Origin of the sequence: Mesorhizobium sp. M0664, from assembly GCF_040320565.1 — a bacterium.
GTDB lineage: Bacteria > Pseudomonadota > Alphaproteobacteria > Rhizobiales > Rhizobiaceae > Mesorhizobium.
In genome coordinates this window covers 1-26,632 of the sequence record NZ_JAMYPW010000021.1, presented here as the reverse complement: position 1 = coordinate 26,632, position 26,632 = coordinate 1, and the positions used below count along the sequence as shown (strand labels likewise).

Genomic DNA, 26,632 nt, shown 5'->3' with positions numbered 1-26,632 from the left:
GCGCGACGAGCAGATGCGTGCCGGCATCGTGACGCGCTCGGCCATCATCTCCTTAGGATCGTGCAGTCTCACACCGTGCCCAGATGCCGGCCAACGCACAAACCTGGTAATCTGTGCCGCCGGCTCGTCGTCAGTTTGGCCTCCCTCACGATTTCCCAATCCCCACCATGTGCACGCTCGAGCAATGTGAGGGAGCGCTGTTACAACGATTTACCTTCGGATCAGACCGCGAATTTCATGGTCAGCCAAGTCGAGCCATGATTTCGGATTGAATGGTCGTCGCGGTGTATAGGGAAGCATCTAGCGGCAGATTCCCAAATGCCAGTTGACAAAGAAGGTAGTTAGCACCTGCCTCTTCCAACTGACTGAGCAGAGCTTCTCGCACAGACGCTGCTGATCCTACCACGCACAATTCACTCTCGACTGCCGCATCGAAGGTCAGCGGCAGGTTGGGTGGAGTGGGGATAGCGTTAAGCTCGTAAAGGAATTGGAAGCTCTTGAGCCATCGTTCGTAAGCAGGTGCCGCGAGCGAATAGGCATGTGTGTCACAACGCCCAACCACGACCATGCGGAGCAATCCAATAAATGGCGCTCGATCGCCCGCGCCAGTGTTGTCCTCTTGATAGGCGCGGAACGCATCAGTAGTTTTGCGAACAGAAGAGGAAGGTCCTACACACGCGATATTTGCTCCATTCGCAGCGGCCCAGGCTGCGGACTCGGGTCGATTGGCGGCGACCCATGTCGGCGGATGTGGACGCTGATGAGGTCTTAGCGTCAAAGGAACGTCATTGAGCTCAAAATGGCGGCCTTGATAGCACAGCGTGCCAACCTTCATGGCATTAACAAGTATTTCAACAAGAATTTCGCTGGCTTCCGCATAGCGGCCCGGCACCGCGTCCGCACCAATCCCGAAGTAACCCAATTCGATCGGGAGAGCACCGCGCCCTATGCCCAGTTCGAGCCTGCCACCGCTCAACTGGTCCAGCATACAGATCTCTTCGAACGCACGCAGCGGATGATAAAGCGCAAGCAGCATCACCAAGGGTCCGAGACGCAGGCGCCGGGTGCGCTGGGCGACGCTCGATAAGAACAGATTCGGCGATGGACCTCTCCCATGGGGGGTACAGTGGTGCTCTGCGAGATGATAGGCATAGAACCCTAGCTGATCGCACGCCTCTGCTAATATCAGGCGATCTTCGTACTGCCGGGCGATATCGAGGCCGTCCTCGTCCAGATGATCGAAGATGCCGAAGGCTAGGTTTGAAGGAAAGACGTTTGTCACTCGATATTGTCCCTGATTTTAAAGAAAAATGTTGTCGTGCTTGGGTGACCAAGCAAGTCTAAAGATAGCAATGTGTGATATCGGATTAGGGTCAGCGTACCGAACGAGCAGAGCCTGACGCTCCCCTGCCCGTGGTGCTTGGTATGTTTAAGCTTCCAACTATATCGCGAGCGGCAGCAAGAAATGCATCCAATTGCTCTTTTGTGCCGATGCTGACGCGGATGCAATGTTCCAAACCATTGTCCGGAAAGTAGGCAACGAGTATCTTTTGACTTTCCAAGGCTGCTTGCCACCATGAGCCGTCCTGTCCCGCTGGCACACGGGCTAGCAAGAAATTTGCGTGGGAGGGCGTTACGGAAAATCCAAGTTGCGACAGTGCGGCTGTCACTCGCTGTCGTTCATGTCTGATGTGCTTGTGGTTCTCTGCGTAGGCGCCGCGATGCGCAAGCACGCTGATACCAACCGCATGCCCGATCACGTTCATGTTGAAGACGTTCTGGATGTTGCGCAGCCTGCCAATAATCTCAGGGTGACCGAAACCGAAACCGACGCGAATGCCGGCGGCGGCATAGCTCTTCGAAAATGTTCTCAAGATCAGAAGGTTCGAATAACGGTTGATGAGGCGCAGCCCGTGATCGGGTGCAAAGTCGACGTAGGCCTCATCAAGGACGACCAGGCGATCCGATTGTGCCACGAGGCGTTCGATATTGCTTATCGAGAGGAATGTTCCGGTCGGATTGTTTGGATTGGCCACCAGAATGAACTTGGCGTCTTTTGCCGGACCGGAAAGCAATTGCTCCATTGGCAGCGAATGAGTTTGACATCCGATCTCGAGAAACTCAGCACCATGCAGCATGGCAAGTTTGCGGTTGAACGAAAACCCTGGCGATATCATCGCCACCTTGTCGCCAGGGGCGAGGAAAGCTCTGTAGATGAGTCCGAGCAGTTCAGACGACCCGTTGCCTGCGATGACCTGATCCGTGGATACGCCATAGGTACTGGACGCTGCTTCCCTCAAGCTGATGTTATCGTCGTCCGGATACAGATACTGGCGATTGAGGGCCGCCACTGCACTTTGCATTATGATTGGCGGCAACGGAAACGGGTTCTCATTCGTATTCAGCTTGACAAAACTTTTGTCCGGCGCTGGTCCGTTGGACGGCAGAGCATCTAACTGTCGCGTCCCTTGCGGAAGAGACGAAAGCACAGCTTGCAGTTTTGCATCGGACATATTTTATCTCCGTTTCAGTCGCACAGGGGCATCCGTATGAGCTCGCAACGAAAGCAACATGGCGGACGGATTGACGATGGCAGCGTCGCCTTTCACAAGATGGTCGCAACGCCGGCTGCCACGACGGGAATTCGGCCAGGCTGTCCTCGGTCGGATCGACTTGACGCGGACGCGGATCTGCATCCCTGCGCGGGCCAAGCCGCTAAGCGGTCTCAGCTAATCCGCCTGAGTCATGCTTTCACAGACGCTTGACCTCGATGCCGTATTTCCTCAGCACGTAGCCAATCTGGCGCGGGGTCAGTCCAAGCAGGCGCGCCGCCTTTGCCTGCACCCAGCCACATCTTTCCATGGCAGCAATGACGCGCTCGGCGTCGGTGGTCCTCGCGCCCAATGAGTGGGTTGCTCCGGCAGGCGGGACTGTGGTGGCGGCCGAACGAGCGGCCGCATCCGGCGGCGTGGCCGGATTCACTGCCTCTGGGAGGATTGGCGCTGGTTGGAGCGCGGCCTTGCCCGATCTGCTCTTCCGCAGCGCCTCGGCAAAGCATTGGTCGTGGGAGCACGCAAAGTCGTTTCTCCCGATTGATCGTCCCTCCGCCAGGATCGCTGTCCGGTGCACGCAATTTTCAAGCTCGCGAATGTTGCCGGGAAATTCACATTTCATCAGTACTTCAATCGCACGCGGATCGAAGGTCAGCGTACGGCCGTTCTCATCGTTGAAATTCTTGAGAAACTCAGCTGCGAGGAGCGGAATATCGCTGCGCCTTTGGCGTAATGCCGGCACCAGCAAGGGAACCACGTTGATGCGATAATATAGGTCGGCGCGGAACTCATTCCTTGCAACCGCCTCTTCAAGGTTCCTGTTCGTGGCGGCAATCACGCGAACGTCGACCTTGATGGTCTGGTTGCTGCCGACGCGCTCAAACTCCTGCTCCTGCAGCACGCGCAGTAGCTTTGCCTGGAAGGAGGCCGAGATCTCGCCGATCTCATCCAGAAACAACGTCCCCTTGTCGGCGAGCTCAAAGCGACCCTTGCGGGAATTGAACGCGCTTGTGAAGGCACCCTTCTCATGACCGAACAATTCGGATTCCAGGACTGTCTCTGGCAGCGCTGCACAATTGAGTTTGATGAAGGGCCGCTTGGCGCGCGGCGACAACTCGTGAATTGCCTTGGCGACCAGCTCCTTCCCGGTACCGGATTCGCCTCGCAACAGAACCGTGGTCTTTGCCTTAGCTACCACTGCGATCTTCTCGAGCAGCGCGCTTAGCGCCGGACTATCGCCAATCATCCCCTTGACGTGAACCTTCTTGCGCTGCGGTGCAGGGTGCTTGACATCAGAGAATTGCGTTTGCAGCCGATCTTCCACCTCTGTCGGTCGTTCGCGGTCGCCCGCGGAGAAGCGGTGCAACTTGACTGTCTGTCCCACCATGTTGGCGATCATCGTGAGCAGCCGGACATCATAATCGAGCCGATACGTTGACCTGCTGTCCAAGGCGCGGTCGATAGTCAGCGTGCCTACGGCGTTCCCATCAACACGAATGGGAACGCCGATGAAGGACACGGTGTCGGAGGCCCCAAGCACCTCTATGTCAGCGGCAGTGAAGGCCGAATGCACCGCTATGTTCTCGGCGACGAGCGGCGTGTCCGTCGTCACAATCAGATCGATTGCCTTGCGCGGCAGGCGCATCCGGGAGCGCTCATCGCTGTTCTCGTCGCAGCCGGTGACTACGGTGATGTCCAGTACGCCCTCAGCGTCGAAGAGAGCGATGATGCCGTGCCGCATCTGCACAAACGAGGGCAGGAGATCGACGACCTTGGCCAACGTGACTTCGAGCCGGGCGGGGTCGGTGAGTACTTTCGATATTTCGAAGATGCCGGTAAGCGCGTGCTCGTGCGATGGCACAAAAGGGACCGCGGTGTTCATCTCGGACTTTGGGTAAGCCCTTTTCGCATCCGGAAGCGAAATGCGGCACTCGCTGGCATTTTGTTCTGATTTGGGAATGTTGTGGTGCATATGATCCTCGATCTCGCGCCATGAAATGCATGCCGGCGGCATGTGCGCCCGCGACGTCGCGGGCAAGCGCGAAAATGCTCTGACGTGAACTCGTGCCACCGCCGTGTGGTCGAGTGCAAAGCGGGTCGACCCCTGACGCATCGCTTGGCTCTCCCTCCACGAAGCTTGGCCACGTTCTCGGCTTGCACGGGGGCAACCACACGTTGATTTTCAAAAGACTGGAGCGAGGCGGGATAGTCAATCGAGCTTTCTTTCATTCGTGAAAGGAAACCTCGCGGCCTATGATAGAATTCATCAGTTCTAATTTTGTCGGCGATGTTGAACGACAGAAATACGGCGCCGGCGATGCGGTGCCCGAGCGGCTGACCGCGCCGAGTTGCCGGGCCGTGCCAGTCACCAGCGCCTGCGAACCAGGGGCGGGAGCGATAATCACTGCCGACGACACTGGTCGGTCGCGGCAACCGCCATTTCCTCGATATTGATGACGCAGATAAGGCGGCGGCGTCGCGTGTGAAGGCGCGAAGGTGGCGGTCGAGCGCGGCTTTCTCGGCGGTGCTCGGAACTTCTGAACCGCATCGTCGCGGTCAGCACCAGCGGCGTCAATCCCTACGTCTCGACGTCGCTTTCAAGCTGTCGCTGCAGCGGCAGCGCGGCAAAGAACACGGCAATTCTCCGCTCTGGTGCCAGCGATGCGGCCCCTTCCCAAAGTCGGCAAACCGAGGAGCCCGCCACGATGTGCAGCAAAACCGCAAGCCAGAGAGATCGACCGGCAATCTGCCGGAGAACATCAAGCGCGTGCTGGACGGCGGCCTTGTCATTCCCGTCTTGTGCCACCGCATTCATCCCATCATTGGCGAGCCCAACGTCAGTTCAGGTCATGCGGATCCATTTGGCATGGGTATTGCGGCGGCGTTGGTGCAGCGTTCGACCGGAGCGCCGCTATAGGGAGAAGCCCGGGAGAAGTCACGCCACCTCGATCCGGTCAGGGAGAGAGAAACAGTGTCAGCTGCACAAGTCCGCGGCGCGAGTCCCGCGCCCCGCAAACCCTTCTATGCCAAGCTTTACGCGCAGGTGCTTGCCGCCATCGCCCTCGGCGTCGCAATTGGCTATTTCTATCCGGGAACCGGCGAGAGCCTGAAGCCGCTGGGTGATGCCTTCATCAAGCTGGTCAAGATGATCATCGCGCCTGTCATCTTCCTGACAATTGCGACCGGCATTGCCGGCATGAACGATCTTCACAAGGTCGGCCGGGTCGCCGGCAAGGCAATGGTCTATTTCCTCACCTTCTCGACGCTCGCGCTGATCGTCGGCCTGATCGTCGCCAATGTCGTCCAGCCTGGCGCCGGCCTCAACATCGATCCGGCCTCGCTCGATGTCCAGGCCGTGAATACCTATGCCGCAAAGGCCCACGAGCAGTCGGTCACCGGCTTCCTGATGAACATCATCCCGCCAACGATAGTCGGCGCCTTCGCGGAAGGCGACATCCTGCAGGTGCTGTTCTTCTCGGTTCTGTTCGGCATGGCGCTCGCGATGGCCGGAGAGACGGGCAAGCCTGTCGTTTCCTTCCTTCAGGCGCTCATCGCGCCTGTCTTCAAGCTCGTCGGCATTCTGATGAAAGCCGCGCCGATCGGCGCTTTCGGCGCAATGGCCTTCACCATCGGCAGATATGGCATCGGTTCGGTCGTCAACCTCGCGATGCTGGTCGCGACGTTCTATTTCACCGCCTTCCTCTTCGTGTTCGGGGTTCTCGGCGCGGTCTGCCGCTACAACGGCTTTTCGATCTGTTCTCTCATTCGCTACATCAAGGAAGAGCTGCTGCTTGTCCTCGCAACGTCCTCCTCGGAGGCCGCGCTCCCCTCGCTCATGCAGAAGATGGAGAAGGCGGGCGCCAGGCGTTCGGTTGTGGGTCTCGTCATCCCGGCCGGATATTCGTTCAATCTGGACGGCACGAATATCTACATGACCCTGGCGGCCCTCTTCATCGCGCAGGCGACGAACACCGATCTGTCAATCGGCGATCAGGTGCTGCTGCTGCTCGTTGCGATGCTTTCCTCCAAGGGCGCTGCAGGTGTGACAGGTGCGGGCTTCATCACCCTGGCTGCTACGCTCGCCGTAGTTCCGAGTGTTCCCGTTGCTGGGATGGCCCTGATACTCGGCATCGACCGCTTCATGTCCGAATGCCGGGCGTTGACGAATTGCGTTGGTAACGCAGTGGCATCCCTCGTCGTCGCCCGCTGGGAAGGAGAATTGGACCAAGCGCAGATGAAAGCCGCCTTCTGCGGTCATCAGCTTGCCGAGGCATCAAACCGGCTATCCTCCGCCGAGTAAGGGCGACGCACCGCGACCGGTTTCGCCAAGCTGGTCACATGACCTGAACGATCGACTCGCAGGCTCTAAACGGCGCCTCACGGACCATGTATCAGAAGCGCTAAATGTGTGAGTGCAAATCATCGCCGCCCTAAGCGAATGAACCTTCCGTTATACCCGGCCGGTCTACGTCTGGAGTAGTCCAATACGCTGTCGATCATTCAGTATGCGGGCGTCTTCACTTTGCCCACCCGAAAGCATTGTCGAATCGCGCTAGGTGACAGAGAGCCAGCCTGCGTCAAAAACCAATCAGAATAGGACCCATGACCAAGCGCCCCACAATTACCGATCTCGCCCGCGAAGCCCGAGTCAGCGTAGCAACGGTCGATCGGGTTCTGAACGCCCGCCATCCGGTGCGCGAGGAGACCGCGCGGCGGGTCCACGACGCCGCCCACGCGATCGGCTATCATGCTGCCGGGCTCATCAAGCAGCGCTTGCGGCGAGACCTACCGTGCTACCGTCTGGGCTTCATCTTGAGAAAACCGGCCCAGCATTTCTACCAAGACTTTGCGCGCGAGGTCGAAGCGTCGGTCAATTTGGCCCAGTCCTTCCACGGCATTCCGCTCATCCAATTCGCCCCGTCACATATGCCGAGCGACCTAATCGCACCGCTCAAGGATTTGGGCGCACGCTGCCATGCGATCGCGATGGTGGCACCGGACCACCCAAAAATTACAGCAGCGGTTGAGGACCTCAAGGCCAAAGGCATTCCGGTTTTCTCGCTGCTTTCCGACTTCGCCGCCGGCGTGCGACAGGGCTATATCGGCCTCAACAACCGCAAGGTGGGGCGCACGGCCGCTTGGATGGTGTCCAAGGTCGCAAAACGGCCCGGCAAGGTGGCGGTGTTTGTCGGTAGCCATCGTTTCCAGGGGCACGAGCTCCGTGACGTCGGCTTTCGCTCCTATTGCCGTGAGAACGCGCCGACGTTCGAGGTGCTCGATCCGCTTGTGAACCTGGAGAAACGGCAGGTCACCTACGAGGCAACGCTTGATCTCATGCAGCGGGAACCCGAGCTCGTCGGCTTCTATGTCGCCGGGGGCGGCATGGAGGGCGCCATCTCCGCGGTCCGGGAAGAGGGTAAAAGTCGCGATCTCGTCGCGATCGTGAATGAAATCACGCCGGAATCTCGGGCGGCACTCGCTGATAACATCATCACGATGGCGGTCGCCACGCCAATGCGCCGGCTTTCCCAGGAGCTGATAACGCTGATGACGCGGGCTATCGAGACCGGCACTGCTGAAACACCAGGACAGACATTTCTGCCGTTCGACATCCATCTGCCGGAAAATATATGAAACTGATGGCTTCTATCGTAAGCGGGGAGTTTCCTTTCATGAATGAGAGAAAGTTGATTGATTATCCCATCCACGCGGGGTAGCCGCACCCCACAGGCCTCAGCCGCGGCCCAGGATGAAGCGCCGATTGGGTGAACGGATCGGCCGCGCGTTCAGCCCGAAGCGCGAGGTAAATTGCCTACATCCGCAGCGTTGACCTCGACCGGCTTCATTGCCAACATCTCGACGTTGTCGGTGCAGGGCGGTGTCATCAAGGATGCCTCACGCCAGTAGCCGAGCGAGGCCGGCACAGTCCATTGGTATCGACCTCGTCGACCGCCATCTCCTCGCCTGGCCGCGTGAAAAGCCGCGGCATGGCCGGCAAAGTTGGCATTTGAGTGGGGCTAAACACCTTCTGGGACTTCGCACGCGAAATCGGAGGCGGCAGTCAATTCAGTACCAACCCGGACATGTGTTCTGCTCGTTCCTGGCCCTCGTACTCAGCAAGGAACTGCGCCGCTCTGCCGGGCCAAAGGCCTGACGCCCGAATGGCAACCGTTCCTACGCGATCGCGACCGCCTCCAGGAAGCCACCATCGAAAAGGATGCTCGCGTCGTCACCACCACGTCACGGCCAAAGTGGGCAACGTTTTGAAGGCAGCTGGCATCGCTCTGCCACACAACCTCGACGAACAACTCGCCTGAGATCACCCCCAAAACGTAGTGGTAACACGCGCCGGAGCGCGCCTAACATGCTGATTAATGACATATTCTTGCGGGCGGTGTTTAAACTGCAAGGTCGGATGGTCGTGCCCGAGACGCTCAATAGCTTTCAAGCAAAGGCGCCAGGCGAGATGCCTCCTGCAACATCATTTCCCGCATCCACAGGCTTGCCGGATCAGTGTTGTGAAGCGCAGGCCATTGGACGGCCTCCGTGAATGCGGGATGAGGAAGTGGCGGCGGAAGTCCGACAATCCGCAGGGGTGTTGTTTTTGCGAAATGCTGCGCCAGCCGTAAGGGCATGGTCCCGATGCGGTTGGTGCCTGATAGGACCGGCGCGATCAGGCTAAAGCCCTGTACGACGACCTCGATACGTCTCTCGAACCCGTGCTCGAGCAAATACCATTCCTCCATGGTGGGCTGCCGGGTGTGCCTGAATTTGAGCACGACATGCCCCATCGACAAGTATCGCTCGAATGTAAGTGGCTCTGACAGCTGCTTGTTCGTGCCGCAGCCTACGCATACGAGCATATCTTCGAACAGGGCTGCGCGAGGATGTTTCGACATGAACACTTCCGGCATAATCAGAAAATCAACGTCGCCGCGCCGGAGAAGCTCCTCGGGGTCGTCGCAAATAGGGAGACATTCGAAGCGGACGGCGGGAGCTTCCCGCGCAGTACGCTCTACGATCCTCTTAAAAAGCACGAGCGTGAGGTAATCGGAAAGCATGATTCGGAAGAGACGATCCGATTGGGCTGGGTTAAAGGCGTCGGAGGAAATAATCGATAGCTGGATGTGCAGCAATGCGTCCCGGACTGCTGGGGCAAGCCCCTCCGCGCGCGGTGTCAAAATGAGCTCGCGGCCGTTCATCGTAAATAGCTCATTGCTGAAGTAGGCGCGTAACCGAGCGACGGCGGCGCTCATGGCCGGCTGGCTCAGATTAATACTGTTGGCCGCGGCAGTGACTTTACGCTCCCTGATCAGAGCGTCCAGCACAACGAGGAGATTCAGATCCAGCCCCTTAAACCGCATATCCTGATCTATCCAGCGTGTGGATGGGCATCATCTAAACAATCAATTTTACGAATTTACGAACCATGCATTAGAGGAACGTAAATGACCGACGTCAAGCTCAAATCGACGGCGCCGCCACACGGGCGGGAACATCGAGAGAGCTCATTGGCGAGCCCCACCGGCTGGCTCACCGTCGCTAACGACAACGGTTGAGTGCAGCCAACAACGCCGCCGCTTTGGCCGGGTAATGCGGCCCGCAAGAAACCATTTTGAAGAGAGGTCCTGAATGCGCCCTCAGGTGCAGTGGAAATTGTGCTGGGAAAACGAGTTGCAGCTCTCGGACCACGTCGAGCTCGCCCAGTTCTTTCGTAATACCTACGGGCCGACTGGGGCGTCCAACGCAGAACCGTTCGAAGGTAGTCGAAGCTGGGCCGGAGCCAGGCCTGAACTCCGCGCAATCGCCTATGATTCGAGCGGTGTAGCGGCTCACATGGGCATACTGCGCCGTTTCATCAAGGTTGACGCGGTCGATCTGTTGGTGGCTGAGCTGGGCCTGTACGGGGTACGTCCGGATCTTGAGGGTCTCGGAATCGCCCATTCAATCCATGTCATGCTTCCAATACTGCAGGAGCTTGGCGTTCCATTCGCTTTCGGAACCGTCCGGGACGCGCTGCGGAATCATGTTGAGAGGTTCGCGCGGCGATACAGCCCTTTGGCCGTTTTGTCGGGAATTCGCGTGCGCTCCACCCGACCAGAGGCGCGCCTCGACCTGCCGCCCACACGCATTGATGACGCACTCACCATTGTTCTGCCAGTTGGACGGCCGATCAGCGAATGGCCCACGGGCACGATGATCGATCGGAACGGACCAGAGCTATGAGCCGTCCCGATTGCTTGTACGAAGTGCGCCGTGAGTGCTCTGACGGCACCGGCCGTCGCAGCGTTTATCTGACGTTTGACGACGGTCCCAATCCACTTTTCACACCGGAGATTCTCGATGTGTTGGCAGAGCAGCGGGTGCCGGCGACTTTCTTCGTCATCGGCGCCTACGCCTTAGAGCACCCGGATCTAATCCAACGAATGTTTGCAGAAGGGCACGAGCTAGGCAACCACACGATGACTCATCCGGATCTGTACAAATGCGGCTTCGGCGAAGTGCAACGTGAGATTTTTGAAGCGAACGGCGCCATCATGAGGGCGTGCCCTCAGGCCTCGGTGCGCTATATTCGCGCGCCCTACGGCGCCTGGAGCGAAGAAATCTTCACAGCGTCACAGATCGCCGGGCTGACGGCCCTCCATTGGTCCGTCGACCCTCGAGATTGGTCTCGCCCTGGGGTCGACGCGATTATCGATACCGTGCTCGCCTCTGTCCGGCCGGGCGCAATCGTACTCTTGCACGACGGATGCCCTCCCGGCGAGTTGAGCCAGGGCGCTCACGCCGGTCTGCGCGACCAGACGGTCACGGCGCTGTCCCGTCTGATTCCAGCACTTCATGAGCGCGGATTTGTAATCCGCTCACTTCCTCAACATCACTGAACAAACGAGATCCCATGACTCTTCTTGGTACAACCAGCACTGTGGCCATTTCGCTTTATGCACTGCTCTCGACTGCTTATAAGAGCATGCAGGGGATTTATGCTCTGCCGACAAACGACTCATCGGCGTTGGAGGATCTCGTCGGCTCCGATCAACTGCCCAGCGTGGATGTCATCGTCCCCTGCTTCAACGAGGATCCGCGCACGCTTTCAGAGTGCCTGGCGTCCATTGCAGACCAAGAATACGCCGGAAGACTTCGGGTCTATGTGGTTGATGACGGTTCTGGAAATCGCGAAGCCGTAGGAACTGTCCACGAAACCTACGCGCGCGACCCTAGGTTCGACATCATTTTGCTTCCCGAGAATGTTGGAAAGCGCAAGGCGCAGATCGCCGCGATACGCCGCTCATCCGGGGATTTGGTGCTTAACGTTGATTCAGACACGATACTCGCGTCCGACGTCATCACCAAGCTTGTACCGAAGATGCGAGATCCAGCGGTCGGCGCAGTCATGGGTCAGTTGATTGCCAGTAACCGGAGCGAGAGCTGGCTGACAAGGCTGATAGACATGGAGTACTGGCTGGCTTGCAACGAGGAGCGCGCGGCACAGGCTCGCTTCGGTGCCGTTATGTGCTGTTGCGGCCCATGTGCCATGTACCGTCGGTCTGCGCTCCTTTTGTTACTGGACCAGTACGAGTCGCAATTTTTTCGGGGCAAGCCAAGCGACTTCGGGGAGGATCGCCATCTCACTATCCTCATGCTGAAAGCAGGCTTTCGAACCGAGTACGTTCCGGGCGCCATCGCGGCCACAGTCGTTCCGAACAGACTCGGACCGTATCTGCGCCAACAACTCCGTTGGGCACGAAGCACATTCCGGGACACGCTGCTTGGGCTGCGCTTGCTGCCCGGCCTCAATAGCTATCTCACGTTGGACGTGGTCGGACAGAATCTCGGGCCGCTACTCCTCGCCCTATCGGTACTAACGGGCCTCGCACATTTCGCACTGACAGGCACTGTGCCTTGGTGGACAGGACTGATGATTGTGTCCATGACCATGCTCCGATGCAGCGTGGTAGCATTTCGTGCTCGACAGTTTCGATTTCTGGGCTTTTCCCTGCACACGTTCATCAACATCTTTCTCTTACTTCCCTTGAAGGCCTACGCGCTGTGTACATTGAGCAATAGCGATTGGCTGTCGCGAAGCTCTGCTGTCGCTACATCGAACACTGGGGGAAAACAGGCCCCCACCCAAACTCCGATCACTGGATCAAGCAGGGCAGAATTCTCACCGCATGCGGCTCCGCTTCGCAGGCTCAATCTTGCGCGGATTCTTCGGGATTAGCGCTGTCGAGCAACATCTGCGGCGACGAGTGATCGCTAATTACCTAGGTAGACGAGAGGTGGACGAGTTTGACCCAGAACATGAATCATCAGTTGCTCGATCGGGAATTGGCCGCAGACGATCCGTGGCGCCTCGACGGCAATCCGTTCGAGCGGGAGCGCCACACGGAAATGCTCCAGCTGGCGCTTGCCCAAGGCTCCATTACAAATGCCCTCGAAGTCGGGTGCGCTGCCGGCGCATTCACGGAAAAACTAGCCCCCTACTGCCAAGGGCTCACCGTCATCGATGTCGTGGCGCAAGCGATTGCTCGAGCACGTCAACGGATAAAGGAGCCGTCGCGCATCAACTGGATAGTCTCCGATGTTCAACAGTTTTCGACCGACGAGTTGTTTGACCTGATCGTTGTGGCGGAGGTCCTATACTACCTCGAAGACATAGCCGAGATGCGCGCGGCCGTCAAAAACCTGGTGCGGGTGCTTGCGCCAGGCGGGCATCTGATCTTCGGATCGGCAAGGGATGCTAATTGCCGTCGCTGGGGTCACGCCGCTGGTGCTGAGCCGGTCATCGCCATGCTGAACGAAACGTTGATCGAGGTAGAGCGTCTTGAGTGTCGGGGCGAGTCGGTCAACGAAGACTGCTTGCTCGTCCGTTTCCGGAACCCGCTTTCCGCTTCCTGATGAATCGAATCTATCGCCGTTAACGTGGAGACACTATGCGCATCTGTGGTACCAAGCTGACCCATGATGGGGCGATCGCCCTTGTCGAGGATGGACGGCTCGTCTTCTGCGTTGAGCAGGAAAAGCGGCACAACAATCCGCGTTATCAAACCATCGATAATCTCGACGTAATTGTCGCCGCTTTGGCGGAACAGGGGCTAAATCCTTGTGATGTCGATCAGTTCGTTATCGACGGCTGGGATGGCGAAGACGAGTCACAGTTTCAGGTCCGGCAGGCAACCAAGCAACCGCCAGTCTTGGCGTCCCTCTCGGTAAAATGAACCCATGTCCATGGTAGCGATCGATCTTACTGACGTAAGCAAAACTTATGACAAGCTCGTTGTCGACAGACTGTCGTTCCGCGTTGCGGCGGGGGAATGCTTCGGGCTCTTGGGACCGAACGGTGCGGGCAAAAGCACGATTGCGCGTATGGTCCTCGGCATGACATCGCCTGATGCGGGGAAGATTACTGTGCTCGGCGCTCCAGTGCCGGCGCGCGCGCGTTTGGCACGTATGCGCATCGGCGTGGTCCCGCAGTTCGACAATCTTGATACCGCGTTCACTGTACGCGAGAACCTGTTGGTGTTCGGGCGCTACTTCCGGATGAGCAGACGCCAGATCGAAGCGGTCATACCGTCGCTGCTTGAGTTCGCCCGCCTCGAGAACAAAGCGGATGCGCGCGTCGCCGAACTGTCCGGCGGCATGAAGCGGCGCCTGACGCTCGCGCGTGCGCTGATCAATGACCCGCACTTGCTGGTGATGGACGAGCCGACCACCGGCCTCGATCCGCAGGCCCGCCACCTGATCTGGGAACGGCTGCGATCGCTGCTGGCGCGGGGCAAGACTATTCTTTTGACTACCCATTTCATGGAAGAGGCCGAGCGGCTGTGCGATCGGCTGTGCGTTATGGAGGAGGGGCGCAAGATCGCCGAAGGCCGCCCGTCCGCACTCATTGACGAGCAGATCGGCTGTGACGTGGTCGAGGTCTACGGCGGCAATCCGCATGAACTGGGTGCGCTGATCCGGCCGTACGCACAGCGCATCGAGGTGAGCGGTGAGACGCTTTTTTGCTATGCACCCGATCCGGAGCAGGTGCTGGTGCAGCTACGCGGGCGCGCCGGTCTGCGCCTTCTGCAGCGTCCCCCCAATCTCGAGGATGTGTTCTTGCGGCTAACCGGGCGCGAGATGGAGGACTGAACAATGGGCGAACGTTATGCGGCGGCCATGCCCGCCAATGCGTGGAATTGGGTCGCGGTTTGGCGCCGCAACTATCTTGGATGGAAGAAAATCGGGCTTGCATCGGTTCTCGGCAACCTCGCCGATCCGATGATCTATCTGTTCGGTCTCGGCTTTGGCATCGGAACAATGATAGGTCCTGTTGAGGGCACTTCGTACATTGCGTTTCTCGCGGCTGGCATGGTTGCCACAAGCGCGATGGCATCGGCGACTGCTGAAACGGTTTACGGGAGTTTCGGCCGCATGGACAACCAGCGCACCTGGGAAGGAATGCTATGCACTCAGCTGACGCTCGGCGATATCTTACTCGGCGAATTGGCGTGGGCAGCCACCAAGGCCCTGATGGCGGGCACAGCAATCACTATTGTTGCCACCACGCTCGGCTACACATCGTGGCCATCCATCCTCTGCTTGCTGCCAGTCATCGCTCTCAGTGGCCTCGCCTTCGCGAGTCTAGCGATGGTCGTCACGGCGCTTGCGCCCAGTTATGAATATTTCATATTTTATAATACGCTTGTTATAACACCCATGCTGTTCCTTTGCGGCGCGATGTTTCCGGTCAACCAATTGCCCGGCGCTTTTCAGGACGTCGCCTCCTTGTTGCCGCTGGCACATGCAATTGACCTCATTCGTCCGGCGATGCTTGGCCGTCCGGCCGGCAGCATGGGCCTGCATATCGGCGCGCTTTGCATATACACGGTTTTGCCGTTCTTCCTATCGGTTGCTCTATTTCGTCGTCGGCTGATGCGTTGACGCTACTCACCATTCGTAAAATTGATTCTTTGGGCGATACCCATCCACGCGTCGGATAGGTCAATACATGCGTTTTAAGGGACTCGATCTAAATCTCCTGGTTGTGCTGGACGCTTTGATCAGGGAGCGTAAAGTCACCGCCGCGGCCCGCAGTATTAACCTGAGTCAGCCGGCCATGAGCGCCGCCGTCGGTCGGTTACGCGCCTATTTCAGCGATGAGCTATTTACGATGAACGGCCGCGAACTCATTTTGACACCGCGCGCGGAGGGGCTCGCCACAGCAGTCCGGGAGGCATTGCTGCACATCCAGCTGTCGATTATTTCCTGGGACGCCTTTAACCCGGCCCGATCGGATCGTCGCTTCCGCATCATCCTTTCCGATTACCTCACGCTCGTATTTTTTAAGAAGATCGTAAAGCGTGCTGCGCGGGAAGCTCCCGCCGTCCGCTTCGAATGTCTGCTTATTTCCGACGACCCCGAGGAGCTTCTCCGGCGCGGCGACGTTGATTTTCTGATTATGCCGGAAGTGTTCATGTCGAAACATCCTCGCGCAGCCCTGTTCGAAGATATGCTCGTATGCGTAGGCTGCGGCACGAACAAGCAGCTGTCAGAGCCACTTACATTCGACCGATACTTGTCGATGGGGCAGGTTGTGCTTAAATTCGGGGACACCCGGCAGCCCTCCATCGAGGAATGGTATTTGCTCGAGAACGGTTTCGAGAGACGTATCGAGGTCGTCGTACAGGGCTTTAGCATGATCCCGCCCCTTCTATCAGGCACCAACCGCATCGGGACAATGCCCTTACGGCTGGCGCAGCATTTCGCAAAATTAACACCCCTGCGGATTGTCGAACTTCCGCCGCCACTTCCTGCCGCATTCACGGAGGCCGTCCAATGGCCTGCGCTTCACAATAATGATCCGGCAAGCCTATGGATGCGGGAAATGATGTTGCAGGAGGCATCTCGTATGATTACCCCGCCTAAGAGCACCGGACGTCTCAGTTGTCGGTCGAATTGAGAAACTGACCCCCTCGGTTATGAGAGGAGGAATGGATGGCGATTGGGATTGGGCGATTCCTGCATTGTCGAGAACGATGCAGGGAGAGCAGATCCTTCAGCATGAAGAGGTGGCAGCGATGCTGCGGCTGCATGAGCTTGGCTGGGGAATGAACCGACGGGCGAAAGAATTCGGGTGCGCGCGCAACACGGTGCCTCGGTATCTAAGCGAGGGCGGGACTGTTCCGTTTCGCAAGCCTGTGCGGCCGACCGCGTTTGACGGACTGGACCATTGGCTGCGGGAGCGCTTCTTCCCCCATGGCTCGGGCTGGATGACGATCTCGACCCGCTCCAGATGCGCCGGGAACGCCTTGCGCGGTCGCGCAGCACGTCGCGGCTCGCCTGTCGGTCTTGCGGCCTCGAGCTCGGACTCAATCGCGCCGAGCCCGGTCTGGATTTCGTCGAAGGCGAAGGCCTGCTGGTCACGTTCGAGCTTCTCGGAGCTACGACCGAAGCGGCGCGCTCCAGCTGCTTGACGATCCCATGAAGGTCGGCGATCCGCTCCTGGGCAGGCTCGTTGAGTGTCGCCATCCGGACGATCTCGGCCTTGAGTGTTTCGCTCCGGAGTTGTTGCAGTTCGGCCTTCTCCGCCGCCATGGCGACGAACATCGCCTTGAGCGTATCGATTTCGTGGGGACGGGCCGAAGCGCTTCTCGTCATGACGCCGACAGAAGCTTATTGTGCACGGCCTGAAGCCCGCCTTTTGCGCCTGAGTCACTTCGCCACCGCCTTCCGGCCGGACGCCGTCGCCGTTCGGCTCGAACGCGTGTCCAGTCCATGCCTTCGACGAGCGCCATCAGTTTCGGCGCGGCAAGCCGATCACGCCGTTCTCCGCCAGCGGAACTTGTCCTCGTCCAGCGCTCACGGTGCGGGTATGCCGGCGTCGAGCAAACAGAGAGACGTTTGGGGCCCAACCAGGACGGCCCGTTACGAAGTGTTGTCCTGGTCCGGTTTGAGTGTCGAATCTTCAGATCGATTGCTTGGGCGACCAGCTTCCCGGCCGCCAGCGAGCCCGCAACTGCTCAGCAGAAGGGCGAAGTGAACGTGAGTGCATCCATCTCGTAAATGTGTGTCTATCCAAGCAATCGATTTCTCTAATTATCCGATGAGGAATATGAAACGCGTCAGGCAGGGTGCATCATTAGGAGTATTTTTGATGGCAAAGATTATCGAGGGTGGCCCGGATTCCGAAACACTCATCGGCACCGAGCTTGACGATTGGATGGAGGGTTTCCAGGGCGGTGACTGGATTGACGGTCGTGGCGGCAACGACGAGATCTCGGGTGGCCCGGACAGTGACCGACTCATCGGCGGCAAGGGTAACGACCGCATCTTCGGCGGAGATGGCTGGGACGATCTCTCCGGCGACAACGGCCGCTTCAACCCGCGCGTCTCCGGTGAGGACAATGACAGGCTCAGCGGCGGTCCCGGCCAGGATGTCCTCTACGTGGGTGACGGCCAGGACACGTTGACCGGGGGCACCGACAGTGACACGTTCGTGTTCCAGTTCCACAATCCGGTGCCTGGGGTTGTCGGGTCGAAGTCGGACATTACCACTATCACCGATTTCAACCCGGCGGAGGACAAGTTCGCCTTCGATGCGGTGGGCCTCTACAATGACGGTTTTGGCGCGAACTTCGTCAACAACGCCAGCATACAGTCCGGCTACCCGGTGAGCAGCTTCTACAGTGGTGCGGCCTCGGGTGCGAACGGCGAACACGTCGTAGTAATCACTGGCGAATCTTTCAACTCTGCTTCTGAAGCCGCGAGTGCGATCTCCGGCGAGCACGCCGGCGACATCATTGTCTACCAAAGCAGCTACACCGACAGAGTCGCAACTCTGGCCTATGTCACCGCCGACAACAGCGCGCATGAATTCGTCCACCTGGGCGGTGTGGTCACCGTGGCCGACCTAGGCCTGACCGCGTCGGACTTCACCTTCGTTTGATCCAGAAAACCCATACGGAACAGCGCCCCGCCCCCCGGGGGCGGGCGCTTTCCGTTTCCGCTACGTGCGATGGGCCGGGGCGCCCGGGAGCAGTCGCAGCGTGTACAGCTTGACGAAGCCCTGCACGTCGCGCTGGTCGTACACCGAAATCTCCCTGAAGGCGTGGAGGCGGAAGCCTGTTCGGGCCCTTGCGGCCGGCCACGATGACGTTGCCCTTCCAAACCTTCAGCCGGACGGTGTTGTTGTTGACCCGCTCCATTAGATGCCAAACCAAACATATTCGGCGGGAGCACTGATCCTGAAGCAGCGAGCGGATGCAGTCGGTCGCCGCTCGGGGAGCAATATGGGGAGCTGGGTCGCCAGATCCTCACGGAGACCTACGTGAGTAACCATTCCTTGAAGGATTCAGCTTTGAGACCTTTCCCTCTGAGTTCCGCTATTTGGGGAATTCTGTTGATCAGCGGCGTGGTGAACGTGCTTGCGCTGATCTCGCCGCTGTTCATGCTTCAGGTCTACGACCGCGTTCTGGCAAGTGGCAGCGTATCGACGCTAGTGGGGCTCGTCGTGCTTGCTACAGGGCTTTATGCGTTCCAGTGCCTGCTCGACATTTTGCGCGCGCGCGTGCTGCTGCGGATTGGCGAGCGTTTCGATGAACAGTTTTCCGGACGCGTTCACGATGCGATCGTTCGCCTTCCGCTTTCAACGCGCATGCCGGGCGACGGCTTGCAGCCGCTACGCGATCTCGACAATGTTCGCGGATTCTTAGGTGGAAACGGCCCGACAGCGTTCTTCGATCTGCCATGGATGCTGCTTTATCTTGGCATTTGCTTCCTCTTTCATTTCTGGATCGGCATGACGGCACTTGTCGGGGCGATCGGTCTCACATCTCTGACACTTCTTGCCAACACTCTCTCGCAACGACCGATACGCGATACCATTGCCCACAACATGGCACGCAATGGTCTACTGCAAGCAGCGCGTTGCAATGCCGAGGTCGTGCAAGCTCTCGGTCTCGGAAAGCGGATCGCTGCCCGATGGCACAAGGCCAATGCCAAGTATCTGGCCGCCAGCCGGAAAGCCGGGGACGTGGCAGGTGGGCTGGGTGCCATTTCAAAGTCGCTGCGCGTGCTGCTGCAATCGGCCATTCTTGCCGTCGGCGCGTACCTTGTCATCAGGCAGGAGACTACGGCCGGGGTCATGATTGCCAGTTCGATCACGATGGGGCGTGCGCTGGCTCCGGTCGATCTGGCCATTTCAAGCTGGAAACCCTTCCTCATGGCGCGCCAGGGTTGGGCGCGGCTGGAGGACCTCTTGGGAAAGGTTCCTGAAACCGCTCCTGTTATGCCAATGCCTGCACCTGAACGCGAACTCCGCCTCGAAGGCGTGACAATCGTTCCGCCCGGCGAAAGGAAGCCGACCGTGACCGGCCTTGCGTTTGCCGTTCAGGCGGGAAGCGCACTCGGGATCATCGGTGCATCGGGTTCGGGCAAGTCGACACTCTCGCGCGCCATCGTCGGCGCATGGGCGCCGGTCGCCGGAAAGGTTCGCATCGACAGCGCAAGCCTCGATCAATGGGACCGGGAAGCGCTAGGCCGTCATATCGGCTATTTGCCGCAAGGTGTTGAACTATTCGACGGCACCATTGCCGAAAACATCGCTCGTTTTGAAGATAATCCTGACCCTGAGGCTATTGTCACCGCGGCGAAAGCAGCGGGCACGCACGAACTGATCCTCCGATTTGAGCACGGCTACGAAACTCCGATTGGTGAGGCCGGATCGGCACTTTCCGCCGGGCAGCGCCAGCGTATCGGTCTTGCCCGTGCTCTTTATCGAGACCCTTTCCTTGTTGTGCTGGATGAACCCAATGCCAATCTCGATGCGGAAGGCGAGGCTGCGGTTGTCAAGGCGATCGCCTCCGTGCGCGAGCGCAAGGGCATTGCGGTTGTCGTTGCCCATCGGCCGAGCGCCATCCGCGCCGTGGATTTGGTGTTGGTGATGGAAGGTGGACGGCAGCGAGCATTCGGTGCGCGTGATGAGGCGCTTTCCAAAGTCTTGAAGAGGGCAGCGATGGCATCAGGCGCTGGGGTCAAGGCCATCGAGTCTACACAGGATAACGAGCGCGCTGACATGGAGGATCCCGGTGTCCGGCATTCATCAGAACAATGACGTTTCCAGGTCCATTCGCCGGCACCTGGTGGCGGGCCTGCTGGCGAGCGTGATCTTTGTGGGAGGAGCCGGAGCCTGGGCGGCCTTCACGAATCTCTCCGGCGCGGTTGTCGCGTCCGGACACTTTGTCGTCGATTCCTATGTGAAGAAGGTGCAGCACCCGACCGGCGGGGTGGTGGGAGAAATCCTGGTGAGCGAAGGTGATAAAGTAAAAGCCGGCGACATCCTCATGCGGCTCGACGCCACCCAGACGCGCGCCACTCTCGCTGTAGTCACCAAGCGGCTCGATGAGCTGGCCGCCAACCTGGCACGACTCGAAGCTGAGCGTGACGATCTGGCGGAGATCGCCTTCCCGGACTGGCTGCTCGCCCGCAGAGATGTTCCGGACGTAGCTTCGGCAGTACATGGCGAGACGCGGCTGTTCGAATTCCGCAGACAATCCCGCGACGGAAGGCAGGCGCAGCTAGCGGAACGCATCACTCAATATGAGCACGAGATCGAGGGGCTCAAGGCGCAGGCAATCGCTTGTGAGAAAAGCACCGAGATCCTCCAAAAGGAAATTGCTGCCCTGAGTGGGCTGCGCGACCAAGGCATTGTCTCGGACCAACGCTTGAACAGTCTGAAGACGCAGGTTGCCACTTTCGGCGGCGAACGCGGTGAGAAGATTGCACATCAGGCACAGACGGCAGCCCGCATAGCCGAAACGCGCCTGCAGATCCTGCAGATCGATCCGGATTTCAAGACGGAAGTCGGCCAGGAGCTCAGAGAGGTTCAGGCGCAGGTTGGGGAGTATGTTGAGCGCAAGGTGGCGGCTGAACAGGAACTGCGACGGATCGATATTGTCGCGCCGCAGTCAGGCGCCATTCAACAACTCGCAGTTCATACGGTCGGAGGAGTGATCACGCCCGCCGATCCGATTATGCTAATCGTGCCGGAAGGCGACGATCTTGCGCTTGAAGCACGAATCACCCCGAAGGACATCGACCAAATCCAGCTTGGTCACAAGGCCGTGCTGCGGATGTCAGCCTTCAATCTGAGGACCACGCCGGTATTGAACGGATATGTCAGCCGGATCGCAGCCGATCTGGCGACGGACGAAAAAAACGGCGTTTCGTATTACCTGGTGCGTCTGTCGGTTCCGCATGCGGAACTGACGAAGCTCAAGGACCTGACGCTCGTGCCCGGCATGCCGGCCGAAGCGATGATCCAGACGGGCGAGCGTACGGCGCTTTCTTATTTTGTGAAGCCGCTGTCGGACCAAATCAGTCGCGCATTCCATGAGGAATGAAAGTAACCACAGAAACATTTTGTTGGTATTCTTGTTGGTTGTTACGCATGCATGAGAGTCATAACCGTCTGAAAACACAGCCATACTTTCCTCAGTTGGATTCCGCCTCTGACTCAGATTCGTGGTTCCACGGTCATTTTGCCCTTCCAAGTCGCCGACCATTCAGTTCTTGGCCTCGAGCGCATTAAGATACCCATCATCGTACACAAAGGCTGGAAAAGAGTCCGGTGTCTTGAGCGATCCTGAGGTCTGGAGACCTAGGGTGAGCCTGCAAGCACAGGGCTAGGACATGATTGAGCGTCTGCAATATTCGGACAGGTACATAGGAAGACAGGCAGGCGTCAAAAACGCGCTTTCAACGCGCTAAACCGATGCTACGCACCCCGAGCGTCTTGCCGCCCTCGCTCCCGCCGGTAGGAATCAATCGCGAGCAGGCTGCGACGTTCATCGGCGTAAGCTCAACGACCTTTGATAAAATGGTCCAGGACGGCCGGATGCCCCAGCCACGAATGCCGAGCAAGGGGCGCATTGTTTGGGACGTCGAGGAACTTGTATTGGCCTTTCGAAAGCTCCCTCACCGCCAAATCGGAGGAGCACCAAAGCTTGACGAAGATTCGCCGCCACTAGACAATCCTTGGGATCGAAAACCACGAACATGACGGATGAGCCCGTGAAAATCGATCTTAAGGGCGTAGTGAAGGACACTGATCGCCACGGCAATGATCGGTACTATTTTCGCGCACCGGGTCGGAAGAAGGTCCGGCTCCGTGAACCGACCGGCAGCGACGAGTTCCTCGAGGAACTGCGGTGCGCGCGCGCCGAGGTCACTTATGTTCGGCCCGGCACTCTTCCCGAGATTTGCCGGCGCCTCCCCAAGGCTTCCGAGCCAGCGAAGAAAGGCACGTTGCTGTGGCTTTGCCAGGAGTATTACCGTCGGGGCGGCACGGAAATCACCCAAGACACTATGGCGCGCCGACGAGCAATTCTGGAGCGCGTATGCGAATTACCTCATCCCCTCGAAGGTGACCCGGATCCTCAGTATCCCACCAAGGGATCTCTGCCATTCGCCGGTATGAAACGGTCTCATGTTAAGGAGATCAGGGACACCAGGCTCGACGCCCTTGGCGCGGCAAACAATATCGTAAAAGCCATCAGCGCGATGTTTGAGTGGGCAAAGGACACAGAGATTCCGGGCGTCGACTCCAATCCCGCCCGCGGCATCAGACGGCTAAAGAGCGGCGACGGCTGGCACCCATGGGACGTGTCGGAGATCGTTCAATATGAGAAGCGGCATCCGCTGGGTACCGCAGCCAGACGTGCGCTCTCGATCTTCATGTTTACTGGCCTGCGGTTGTCCGACGTCGCGATCTTCGGTCGACAGCACATCACGCTCGTCTACAACGAGGAGACCGAGCAGTGGGAGAAGTGGATCAGAATTAAGCCTGGGAAGACCAGTCGTAACAAGGATGCGGTGTTGGTGGAGCTCCCGCTTCTGCCCGAACTAGAGGCGGAACTTGAGCACACGCCCTCCGACCAGATGACCTTCCTGGTCAATGAGTATGGTCGCCCGTTCTCGGAGAACGGTCTGGGCAACAAGATGCGCCAGTGGTGTGATCAAGCTGAGCTGCCGCACTGCAGTGCTCATGGAATTCGCAAGGCTGGCGCGACGATCGCCGCTGAGAACGGCGCGACGCACGAGCAGCTGAAGGCGATATATGGGTGGACTACGTACCAGCAGCCCGACCACTACATCAAGAAAGCGCGTCGCCGGAAGGTAGCGAGAGCGGCGAAATACCTGCTGGTTATCGATCGAAAAGAGAACAAAATTGTCCCACTTTCTGCGGGGGTTGAAAGAGGTGGGACAAAAATGGCCAAAAAATCCAATTAAATCAACGGCCACAAAAGCCAATGGTGGGCCCGGAGGGACTCGAACCCCCAACCAAGCGGTTATGAGCCGCCGGCTCTAACCATTGAGCTACAGGCCCCACGGCGCTGGATTAGTGTTTTTCCCTGAACCGCACAAGGCTTTCCGAGCAGGCGTTCCAAGGGGGCTGGCAGGGATCGCCCAAATCAGCCCATATTGATAACCTATTGCACGTCGCCCATTGGACGCCGGCCAACACTCGGCTGTCTTGGGATCCCAGATCGAGGAGATTTCATGACCAGACGTATCTTGCCCCTGGCGATTGCCGCCGCAATCGCATTTCCGGCGATCGCGGCCGCCGCCGATTCGCCACCGCCGCCGCGTATCGTCGTCACCGGTGAAGGCGAGGCGGCGATAGCACCCGATCTGGCTCTGCTGACGCTCAGCGTCATGCGCGAAGCCAAGACGGCACGTGCAGCGCTCGATGCCAATAACGACGCCATGGCCGCGGTGATCGCTGCCATGAAATCGTCCGGCATCAAGGAGCGCGACCTGCAGACAGCGGGCATCCAGATCAATCCGCGCTATAACTACACCAACAAGCCCGACGGCAGCCAGGAGGCCGAGCTTGTCGCCTATCAGGTGACCAACACGCTTTCGGTGCGCGTCCGCGACATCGACAAGACCGGCGACATTCTCGACAAGGCGGTGTCGCTCGGCGTCAACCAGGGCGGCGGCATCTCCTTCTCCAACGACGATCCGGCGGCAGCCGTCACCGAGGCGCGCAAGAAGGCCGTCGCCAATGCCATGGCCAAGGCCAAGACGCTGGCCGAAGCGGCCGGCGTCGGCATCGGCCGGGTCCTGGAAATCACCGACCAGAATTTCGCACCACCGCCGATGCCGATCAACGCCAAGGCATTCGATGCCGCCGGCGCGTCGGTCCCGGTGCAAGCCGGCGAGAATTCCTATACCGCACAGGTGACGGTGACTTTCGAATTGAAATGATCATCGCTTGCAGCATGAAAAAACCCCGGAGGATCGATCCTCCGGGGTTTTTTGAGCCGCGCTTTCCGTCCTGGCGGAAAGGGCTCCGCTACTCTACCGGCTGCAAGTCAGCCGGCCGCAAGCCCGAAGACCTTAGCGATAGATGATCGGACAGCCGCGCTCGTTGGCGAATACGATTACGACGCGGTCGCCATACTGGCGGCCGGCGACCTTGACCGTGCGGCGGTTGATGTCGATGATGCGGGCGCGGTGCAGGCCCATGCGTTCGGCCTTGTCAATGGCACGCTCCGGCGAACAGGACCGGCGCCAGCCGCCATGACGGCGGTGTTCGCGATAGTAACCATCATCTTCGTCGCCGGTATAGACGCCGACGCGCGGATCCTGGTTGTTGCCGAAGCCGAGATAGATGCTGTCAGCATGAGCGGGGATGGCAGCAAGCGTGCCAAGGCCGACAAGTGCCGAAAGAGCAACCGTCTTGATGGTATTGAACATTGTCTTCTCTCCTTGTTTGAGGGTTTCCACCCGTTTTCGTCAAACCTATGCGAGGAGAATGCACCCGCCTGTCTGAATTTTTTGCGAACCGGCCATTCATCCCCCGTTCATGCGGCAAGAATGGGCCAGCCGTTAGTCTGTCCGTTTCTGGAACCGTTCTATGCAGGGCAGATGGGGAACGTACCCTTTTGCCATGGTTCCCGGTCTTCGTTACCGCAGGAAATCCTAAGGCTCGTCCGCGAGCATATGGTCGAAATAGTCGTCCGGCTCGGCAAGGTCGGTCTCGCTGGCGCTGACCCGGCCGCGCATCGAGATGCCGGCCTCGTGCACGGTCTCGTCGCTTCCCGACACCAGCCTGTGCCACCAATAGAGATCGCGGCCCTCGGCCACCAGCCGGTAAGCGCAGGTCTTGGGCAGCCAGCTGATGGTGCGCACGTTCTGCGGCGTCAGCCCGACGCAATCCGGAACACGCGCCAGCCGGTTGGCATAGTCGGAGCAGCGGCAGCTTCCAGCGTCGAACAGCCGGCAGCCGACGCTGGTCCAGTAGATCTCTCCGGTGTCCTCGTCTTCGAGTTTCGACAGGCAGCACTTGCCACAACCGTCGCAGAGTGATTCCCACTCGGCCGGGGTCATCGCCTCGAGCGTCTTGGTCTTCCAGAACGGCTTTTCCATCGTCGGCATGTGGCCCCCGGACGCTTCAAGGTCAAGCACGGCAACCGTGCACCCTCGTCCGAACGATACGCCGGGACCATACGCCGGAACATACGCCAGGACCATACGAATGACATGAAGTCGCCTTCAAAACGCCGGTCAATCGCCCTGTGCCACAGCTAGAACCTACAAACAGGAACCAAACATGGTTGCTGAAAGTTTGGGCATGGATGGGACGCCACAAGGAGTGTTTATGATGAAACGCCAACCACGGATTCTGGCAGGCACGGCGCTTGGCCTGTTGATGGCGTCCGCGCCGCTAGGCGCGTTCCCACTGCAAGGCGACGCCGCATTCGGCCCCGTGCAACGTACCGCAGCGCCGCTCATCCCAGTGCAATCGAGTTGCGCCGAGGGCGAGTCGGCGGAGGCCTGCGCGCAAAGCCAGCAGGCAGAGCAGCCCAGAAAGAAGAAGCGCGACCAGCAGCAGCAAACGGAATCCGCTCCGGCCGAGCAGGCGGCTCCAGCCGAGTCCGAGCAACCCCGCAAGAAGCGGCGCAATCAGCAGCAGCAAACAGAATCCGCTCCGGCCGAGCAGATCGCTCCAGCCGAGTCCGAGCAACCCCGCAAGAAGCGGCGCAATCAGCAGCAGCAAACAGAATCCGCTCCGGCCGAGCAGATCGCTC

General features: G+C 59.0%; 21 protein-coding genes, 1 tRNA gene and 5 pseudogenes. 19 read left to right on the top strand and 8 right to left on the bottom strand.

The genetic code is table 11. The features are described 5' to 3' along the window. Positions 1–241 precede the first annotated feature (241 nt). The 3 genes from NKI39_RS19400 to nifA all read right to left on the bottom strand — a co-directional run bounded on the left by NKI39_RS19400 (position 242) and on the right by nifA (position 4,524). The gene (locus NKI39_RS19400; RefSeq protein WP_023678254.1) at positions 242–1,282 is read right to left on the bottom strand and encodes an LLM class flavin-dependent oxidoreductase; all 1,041 of its coding nucleotides are present in this window, start codon (positions 1,280–1,282) and stop codon (positions 242–244) included. Positions 1,283–1,373: 91 nt separating this feature from the next. After that, the gene (gene hisC / locus NKI39_RS19395) at positions 1,374–2,513 is read right to left on the bottom strand and encodes a histidinol-phosphate transaminase (RefSeq protein ID WP_352503018.1); all 1,140 of its coding nucleotides are present in this window, start codon (positions 2,511–2,513) and stop codon (positions 1,374–1,376) included. A gap of 238 nt (positions 2,514–2,751) precedes the next feature. Continuing rightward, positions 2,752–4,524 (bottom strand): nif-specific transcriptional activator NifA, encoded by a 1,773-nt coding sequence (nifA, locus tag NKI39_RS19390; protein ID WP_502898584.1) that lies wholly within the window; start codon positions 4,522–4,524, stop codon positions 2,752–2,754. Between the two features lie 735 nt (positions 4,525–5,259). On the opposite strand from nifA, the gene NKI39_RS19385 reads away from it, so the two are divergent. The 4 genes and pseudogenes from NKI39_RS19385 to NKI39_RS34320 form a co-directional block, all read left to right on the top strand. Continuing rightward, positions 5,260–5,469 (top strand): hypothetical protein, encoded by a 210-nt coding sequence (locus tag NKI39_RS19385; RefSeq protein WP_352503017.1) that lies wholly within the window; start codon positions 5,260–5,262, stop codon positions 5,467–5,469. Positions 5,470–5,523: 54 nt separating this feature from the next. Then, entirely contained in the window at positions 5,524–6,852 is a 1,329-nt protein-coding gene (locus tag NKI39_RS19380) for a dicarboxylate/amino acid:cation symporter (protein WP_352615322.1), read from the top strand. 302 nt (positions 6,853–7,154) lie between these two features. Next, positions 7,155–8,186, top strand: a complete 1,032-nt coding sequence (locus tag NKI39_RS19375; RefSeq protein ID WP_352466665.1) for a LacI family DNA-binding transcriptional regulator — start codon at positions 7,155–7,157, stop codon at positions 8,184–8,186. 445 nt (positions 8,187–8,631) lie between these two features. Then, positions 8,632–8,869 (top strand): annotated as a pseudogene (locus NKI39_RS34320) (IS1634 family transposase); the annotation flags it as partial. A 117-nt stretch (positions 8,870–8,986) separates the two neighbouring features. On the opposite strand, the gene NKI39_RS19370 reads toward NKI39_RS34320, so the two are convergent. After that, positions 8,987–9,916: a LysR family transcriptional regulator gene (locus NKI39_RS19370; RefSeq protein ID WP_352457033.1), complete on the bottom strand. Its 930-nt coding sequence runs from the start codon at positions 9,914–9,916 to the stop codon at positions 8,987–8,989. 268 nt (positions 9,917–10,184) lie between these two features. Here NKI39_RS19370 and NKI39_RS19365 point away from each other — a divergent pair, with 268 nt between their 5' ends. From NKI39_RS19365 to NKI39_RS19325, 9 genes and pseudogenes are all read left to right on the top strand, one after another. Continuing rightward, positions 10,185–10,778: a NodA family N-acyltransferase gene (locus tag NKI39_RS19365; RefSeq protein ID WP_352457034.1), complete on the top strand. Its 594-nt coding sequence runs from the start codon at positions 10,185–10,187 to the stop codon at positions 10,776–10,778. Next, a complete protein-coding gene (gene nodB / locus NKI39_RS19360; protein WP_352466666.1) occupies positions 10,775–11,434 on the top strand; it encodes a chitooligosaccharide deacetylase NodB in 660 nt (219 codons plus the stop codon). Before NKI39_RS19365 ends, nodB begins: the two co-directional genes overlap by 4 nt. 14 nt (positions 11,435–11,448) lie before the next feature. Continuing rightward, a complete protein-coding gene (nodC, locus tag NKI39_RS19355) occupies positions 11,449–12,774 on the top strand; it encodes a chitooligosaccharide synthase NodC (RefSeq protein ID WP_352466667.1) in 1,326 nt (441 codons plus the stop codon). Between the two features lie 80 nt (positions 12,775–12,854). Then, entirely contained in the window at positions 12,855–13,451 is a 597-nt protein-coding gene (gene nodS / locus NKI39_RS19350; protein ID WP_352466712.1) for a nodulation methyltransferase NodS, read from the top strand. Between the two features lie 35 nt (positions 13,452–13,486). Further along, positions 13,487–13,732 (top strand): annotated as a pseudogene (locus NKI39_RS19345) (carbamoyltransferase N-terminal domain-containing protein); the annotation flags it as partial. 43 nt (positions 13,733–13,775) lie between these two features. Continuing rightward, entirely contained in the window at positions 13,776–14,687 is a 912-nt protein-coding gene (gene nodI / locus NKI39_RS19340; protein ID WP_023719311.1) for a nodulation factor ABC transporter ATP-binding protein NodI, read from the top strand. Between the two features lie 3 nt (positions 14,688–14,690). Then, complete coding sequence (locus NKI39_RS19335; RefSeq protein WP_352450738.1) at positions 14,691–15,479, top strand: ABC transporter permease; 789 nt, start codon at positions 14,691–14,693, stop codon at positions 15,477–15,479. A 67-nt stretch (positions 15,480–15,546) separates the two neighbouring features. Next, complete coding sequence (locus tag NKI39_RS19330; protein ID WP_352548199.1) at positions 15,547–16,497, top strand: LysR family transcriptional regulator; 951 nt, start codon at positions 15,547–15,549, stop codon at positions 16,495–16,497. A 31-nt stretch (positions 16,498–16,528) separates the two neighbouring features. After that, positions 16,529–16,795: pseudogene (locus NKI39_RS19325) on the top strand (hypothetical protein); the annotation flags it as partial. A gap of 77 nt (positions 16,796–16,872) precedes the next feature. On the opposite strand, the pseudogene NKI39_RS19320 reads toward NKI39_RS19325, so the two are convergent. Continuing rightward, a pseudogene (locus tag NKI39_RS19320) lies at positions 16,873–17,253 on the bottom strand (transposase domain-containing protein); the annotation flags it as partial. A 438-nt stretch (positions 17,254–17,691) separates the two neighbouring features. Here NKI39_RS19320 and NKI39_RS19315 point away from each other — a divergent pair. From NKI39_RS19315 to NKI39_RS19300, 4 genes are all read left to right on the top strand, one after another. Beyond that, positions 17,692–18,483, top strand: a complete 792-nt coding sequence (locus NKI39_RS19315) for a calcium-binding protein (protein ID WP_352833647.1) — start codon at positions 17,692–17,694, stop codon at positions 18,481–18,483. 396 nt (positions 18,484–18,879) lie between these two features. Continuing rightward, positions 18,880–20,649 carry a type I secretion system permease/ATPase gene (locus NKI39_RS19310; RefSeq protein ID WP_352833753.1) on the top strand — a complete coding sequence of 590 codons (1,770 nt, stop codon included), beginning with the start codon at positions 18,880–18,882 and terminating at the stop codon, positions 20,647–20,649. Next, positions 20,624–21,937 (top strand): HlyD family type I secretion periplasmic adaptor subunit, encoded by a 1,314-nt coding sequence (locus tag NKI39_RS19305; protein ID WP_352548197.1) that lies wholly within the window; start codon positions 20,624–20,626, stop codon positions 21,935–21,937. Before NKI39_RS19310 ends, NKI39_RS19305 begins: the two co-directional genes overlap by 26 nt. 670 nt (positions 21,938–22,607) lie before the next feature. Beyond that, on the top strand, positions 22,608–23,825 hold the full coding sequence (locus NKI39_RS19300; protein ID WP_352833645.1) for a tyrosine-type recombinase/integrase: 1,218 nt from the start codon (positions 22,608–22,610) through the stop codon (positions 23,823–23,825). 21 nt (positions 23,826–23,846) lie between these two features. On the opposite strand, the gene NKI39_RS19295 is transcribed toward NKI39_RS19300, so the two are convergent. Beyond that, positions 23,847–23,922, bottom strand: a tRNA-Ile gene (locus NKI39_RS19295). 173 nt (positions 23,923–24,095) lie between these two features. On the opposite strand from NKI39_RS19295, the gene NKI39_RS19290 reads away from it, so the two are divergent. Further along, positions 24,096–24,806: an SIMPL domain-containing protein gene (locus NKI39_RS19290; RefSeq protein WP_352472400.1), complete on the top strand. Its 711-nt coding sequence runs from the start codon at positions 24,096–24,098 to the stop codon at positions 24,804–24,806. A 132-nt stretch (positions 24,807–24,938) separates the two neighbouring features. Here NKI39_RS19290 and NKI39_RS19285 read toward each other — a convergent pair whose 3' ends face one another. Further along, on the bottom strand, positions 24,939–25,298 hold the full coding sequence (locus NKI39_RS19285) for a hypothetical protein (protein ID WP_352637442.1): 360 nt from the start codon (positions 25,296–25,298) through the stop codon (positions 24,939–24,941). A gap of 225 nt (positions 25,299–25,523) precedes the next feature. Beyond that, the gene (locus tag NKI39_RS19280) at positions 25,524–25,970 is read right to left on the bottom strand and encodes a YcgN family cysteine cluster protein (protein ID WP_023678278.1); all 447 of its coding nucleotides are present in this window, start codon (positions 25,968–25,970) and stop codon (positions 25,524–25,526) included. Between the two features lie 235 nt (positions 25,971–26,205). On the opposite strand from NKI39_RS19280, the pseudogene NKI39_RS19275 reads away from it, so the two are divergent. Next, a pseudogene (locus NKI39_RS19275) lies at positions 26,206–26,632 on the top strand (OmpA family protein); the annotation flags it as partial.

Coding starts and splice junctions, on each gene's coding strand:
- nodI (WP_023719311.1), top strand. CDS start 13,776: ATGTCCATGGTAGCGATCGATCTTACTGACGTAAGCAAAACTTATGAC.
- NKI39_RS19315 (WP_352833647.1), top strand. CDS start 17,692: ATGGCAAAGATTATCGAGGGTGGCCCGGATTCCGAAACACTCATCGGC.
- NKI39_RS19365 (WP_352457034.1), top strand. CDS start 10,185: ATGCGCCCTCAGGTGCAGTGGAAATTGTGCTGGGAAAACGAGTTGCAG.
- NKI39_RS19335 (WP_352450738.1), top strand. CDS start 14,691: ATGGGCGAACGTTATGCGGCGGCCATGCCCGCCAATGCGTGGAATTGG.
- nodS (WP_352466712.1), top strand. CDS start 12,855: ATGAATCATCAGTTGCTCGATCGGGAATTGGCCGCAGACGATCCGTGG.
- nodB (WP_352466666.1), top strand. CDS start 10,775: ATGAGCCGTCCCGATTGCTTGTACGAAGTGCGCCGTGAGTGCTCTGAC.
- NKI39_RS19285 (WP_352637442.1), bottom strand. CDS start 25,298: ATGTTCAATACCATCAAGACGGTTGCTCTTTCGGCACTTGTCGGCCTT.
- NKI39_RS19330 (WP_352548199.1), top strand. CDS start 15,547: ATGCGTTTTAAGGGACTCGATCTAAATCTCCTGGTTGTGCTGGACGCT.
- nifA (WP_502898584.1), bottom strand. CDS start 4,524: ATGCACCACAACATTCCCAAATCAGAACAAAATGCCAGCGAGTGCCGC.
- NKI39_RS19375 (WP_352466665.1), top strand. CDS start 7,155: ATGACCAAGCGCCCCACAATTACCGATCTCGCCCGCGAAGCCCGAGTC.
- nodC (WP_352466667.1), top strand. CDS start 11,449: ATGACTCTTCTTGGTACAACCAGCACTGTGGCCATTTCGCTTTATGCA.
- NKI39_RS19280 (WP_023678278.1), bottom strand. CDS start 25,970: ATGGAAAAGCCGTTCTGGAAGACCAAGACGCTCGAGGCGATGACCCCG.
- hisC (WP_352503018.1), bottom strand. CDS start 2,513: ATGTCCGATGCAAAACTGCAAGCTGTGCTTTCGTCTCTTCCGCAAGGG.
- NKI39_RS19290 (WP_352472400.1), top strand. CDS start 24,096: ATGACCAGACGTATCTTGCCCCTGGCGATTGCCGCCGCAATCGCATTT.
- NKI39_RS19370 (WP_352457033.1), bottom strand. CDS start 9,916: ATGCGGTTTAAGGGGCTGGATCTGAATCTCCTCGTTGTGCTGGACGCT.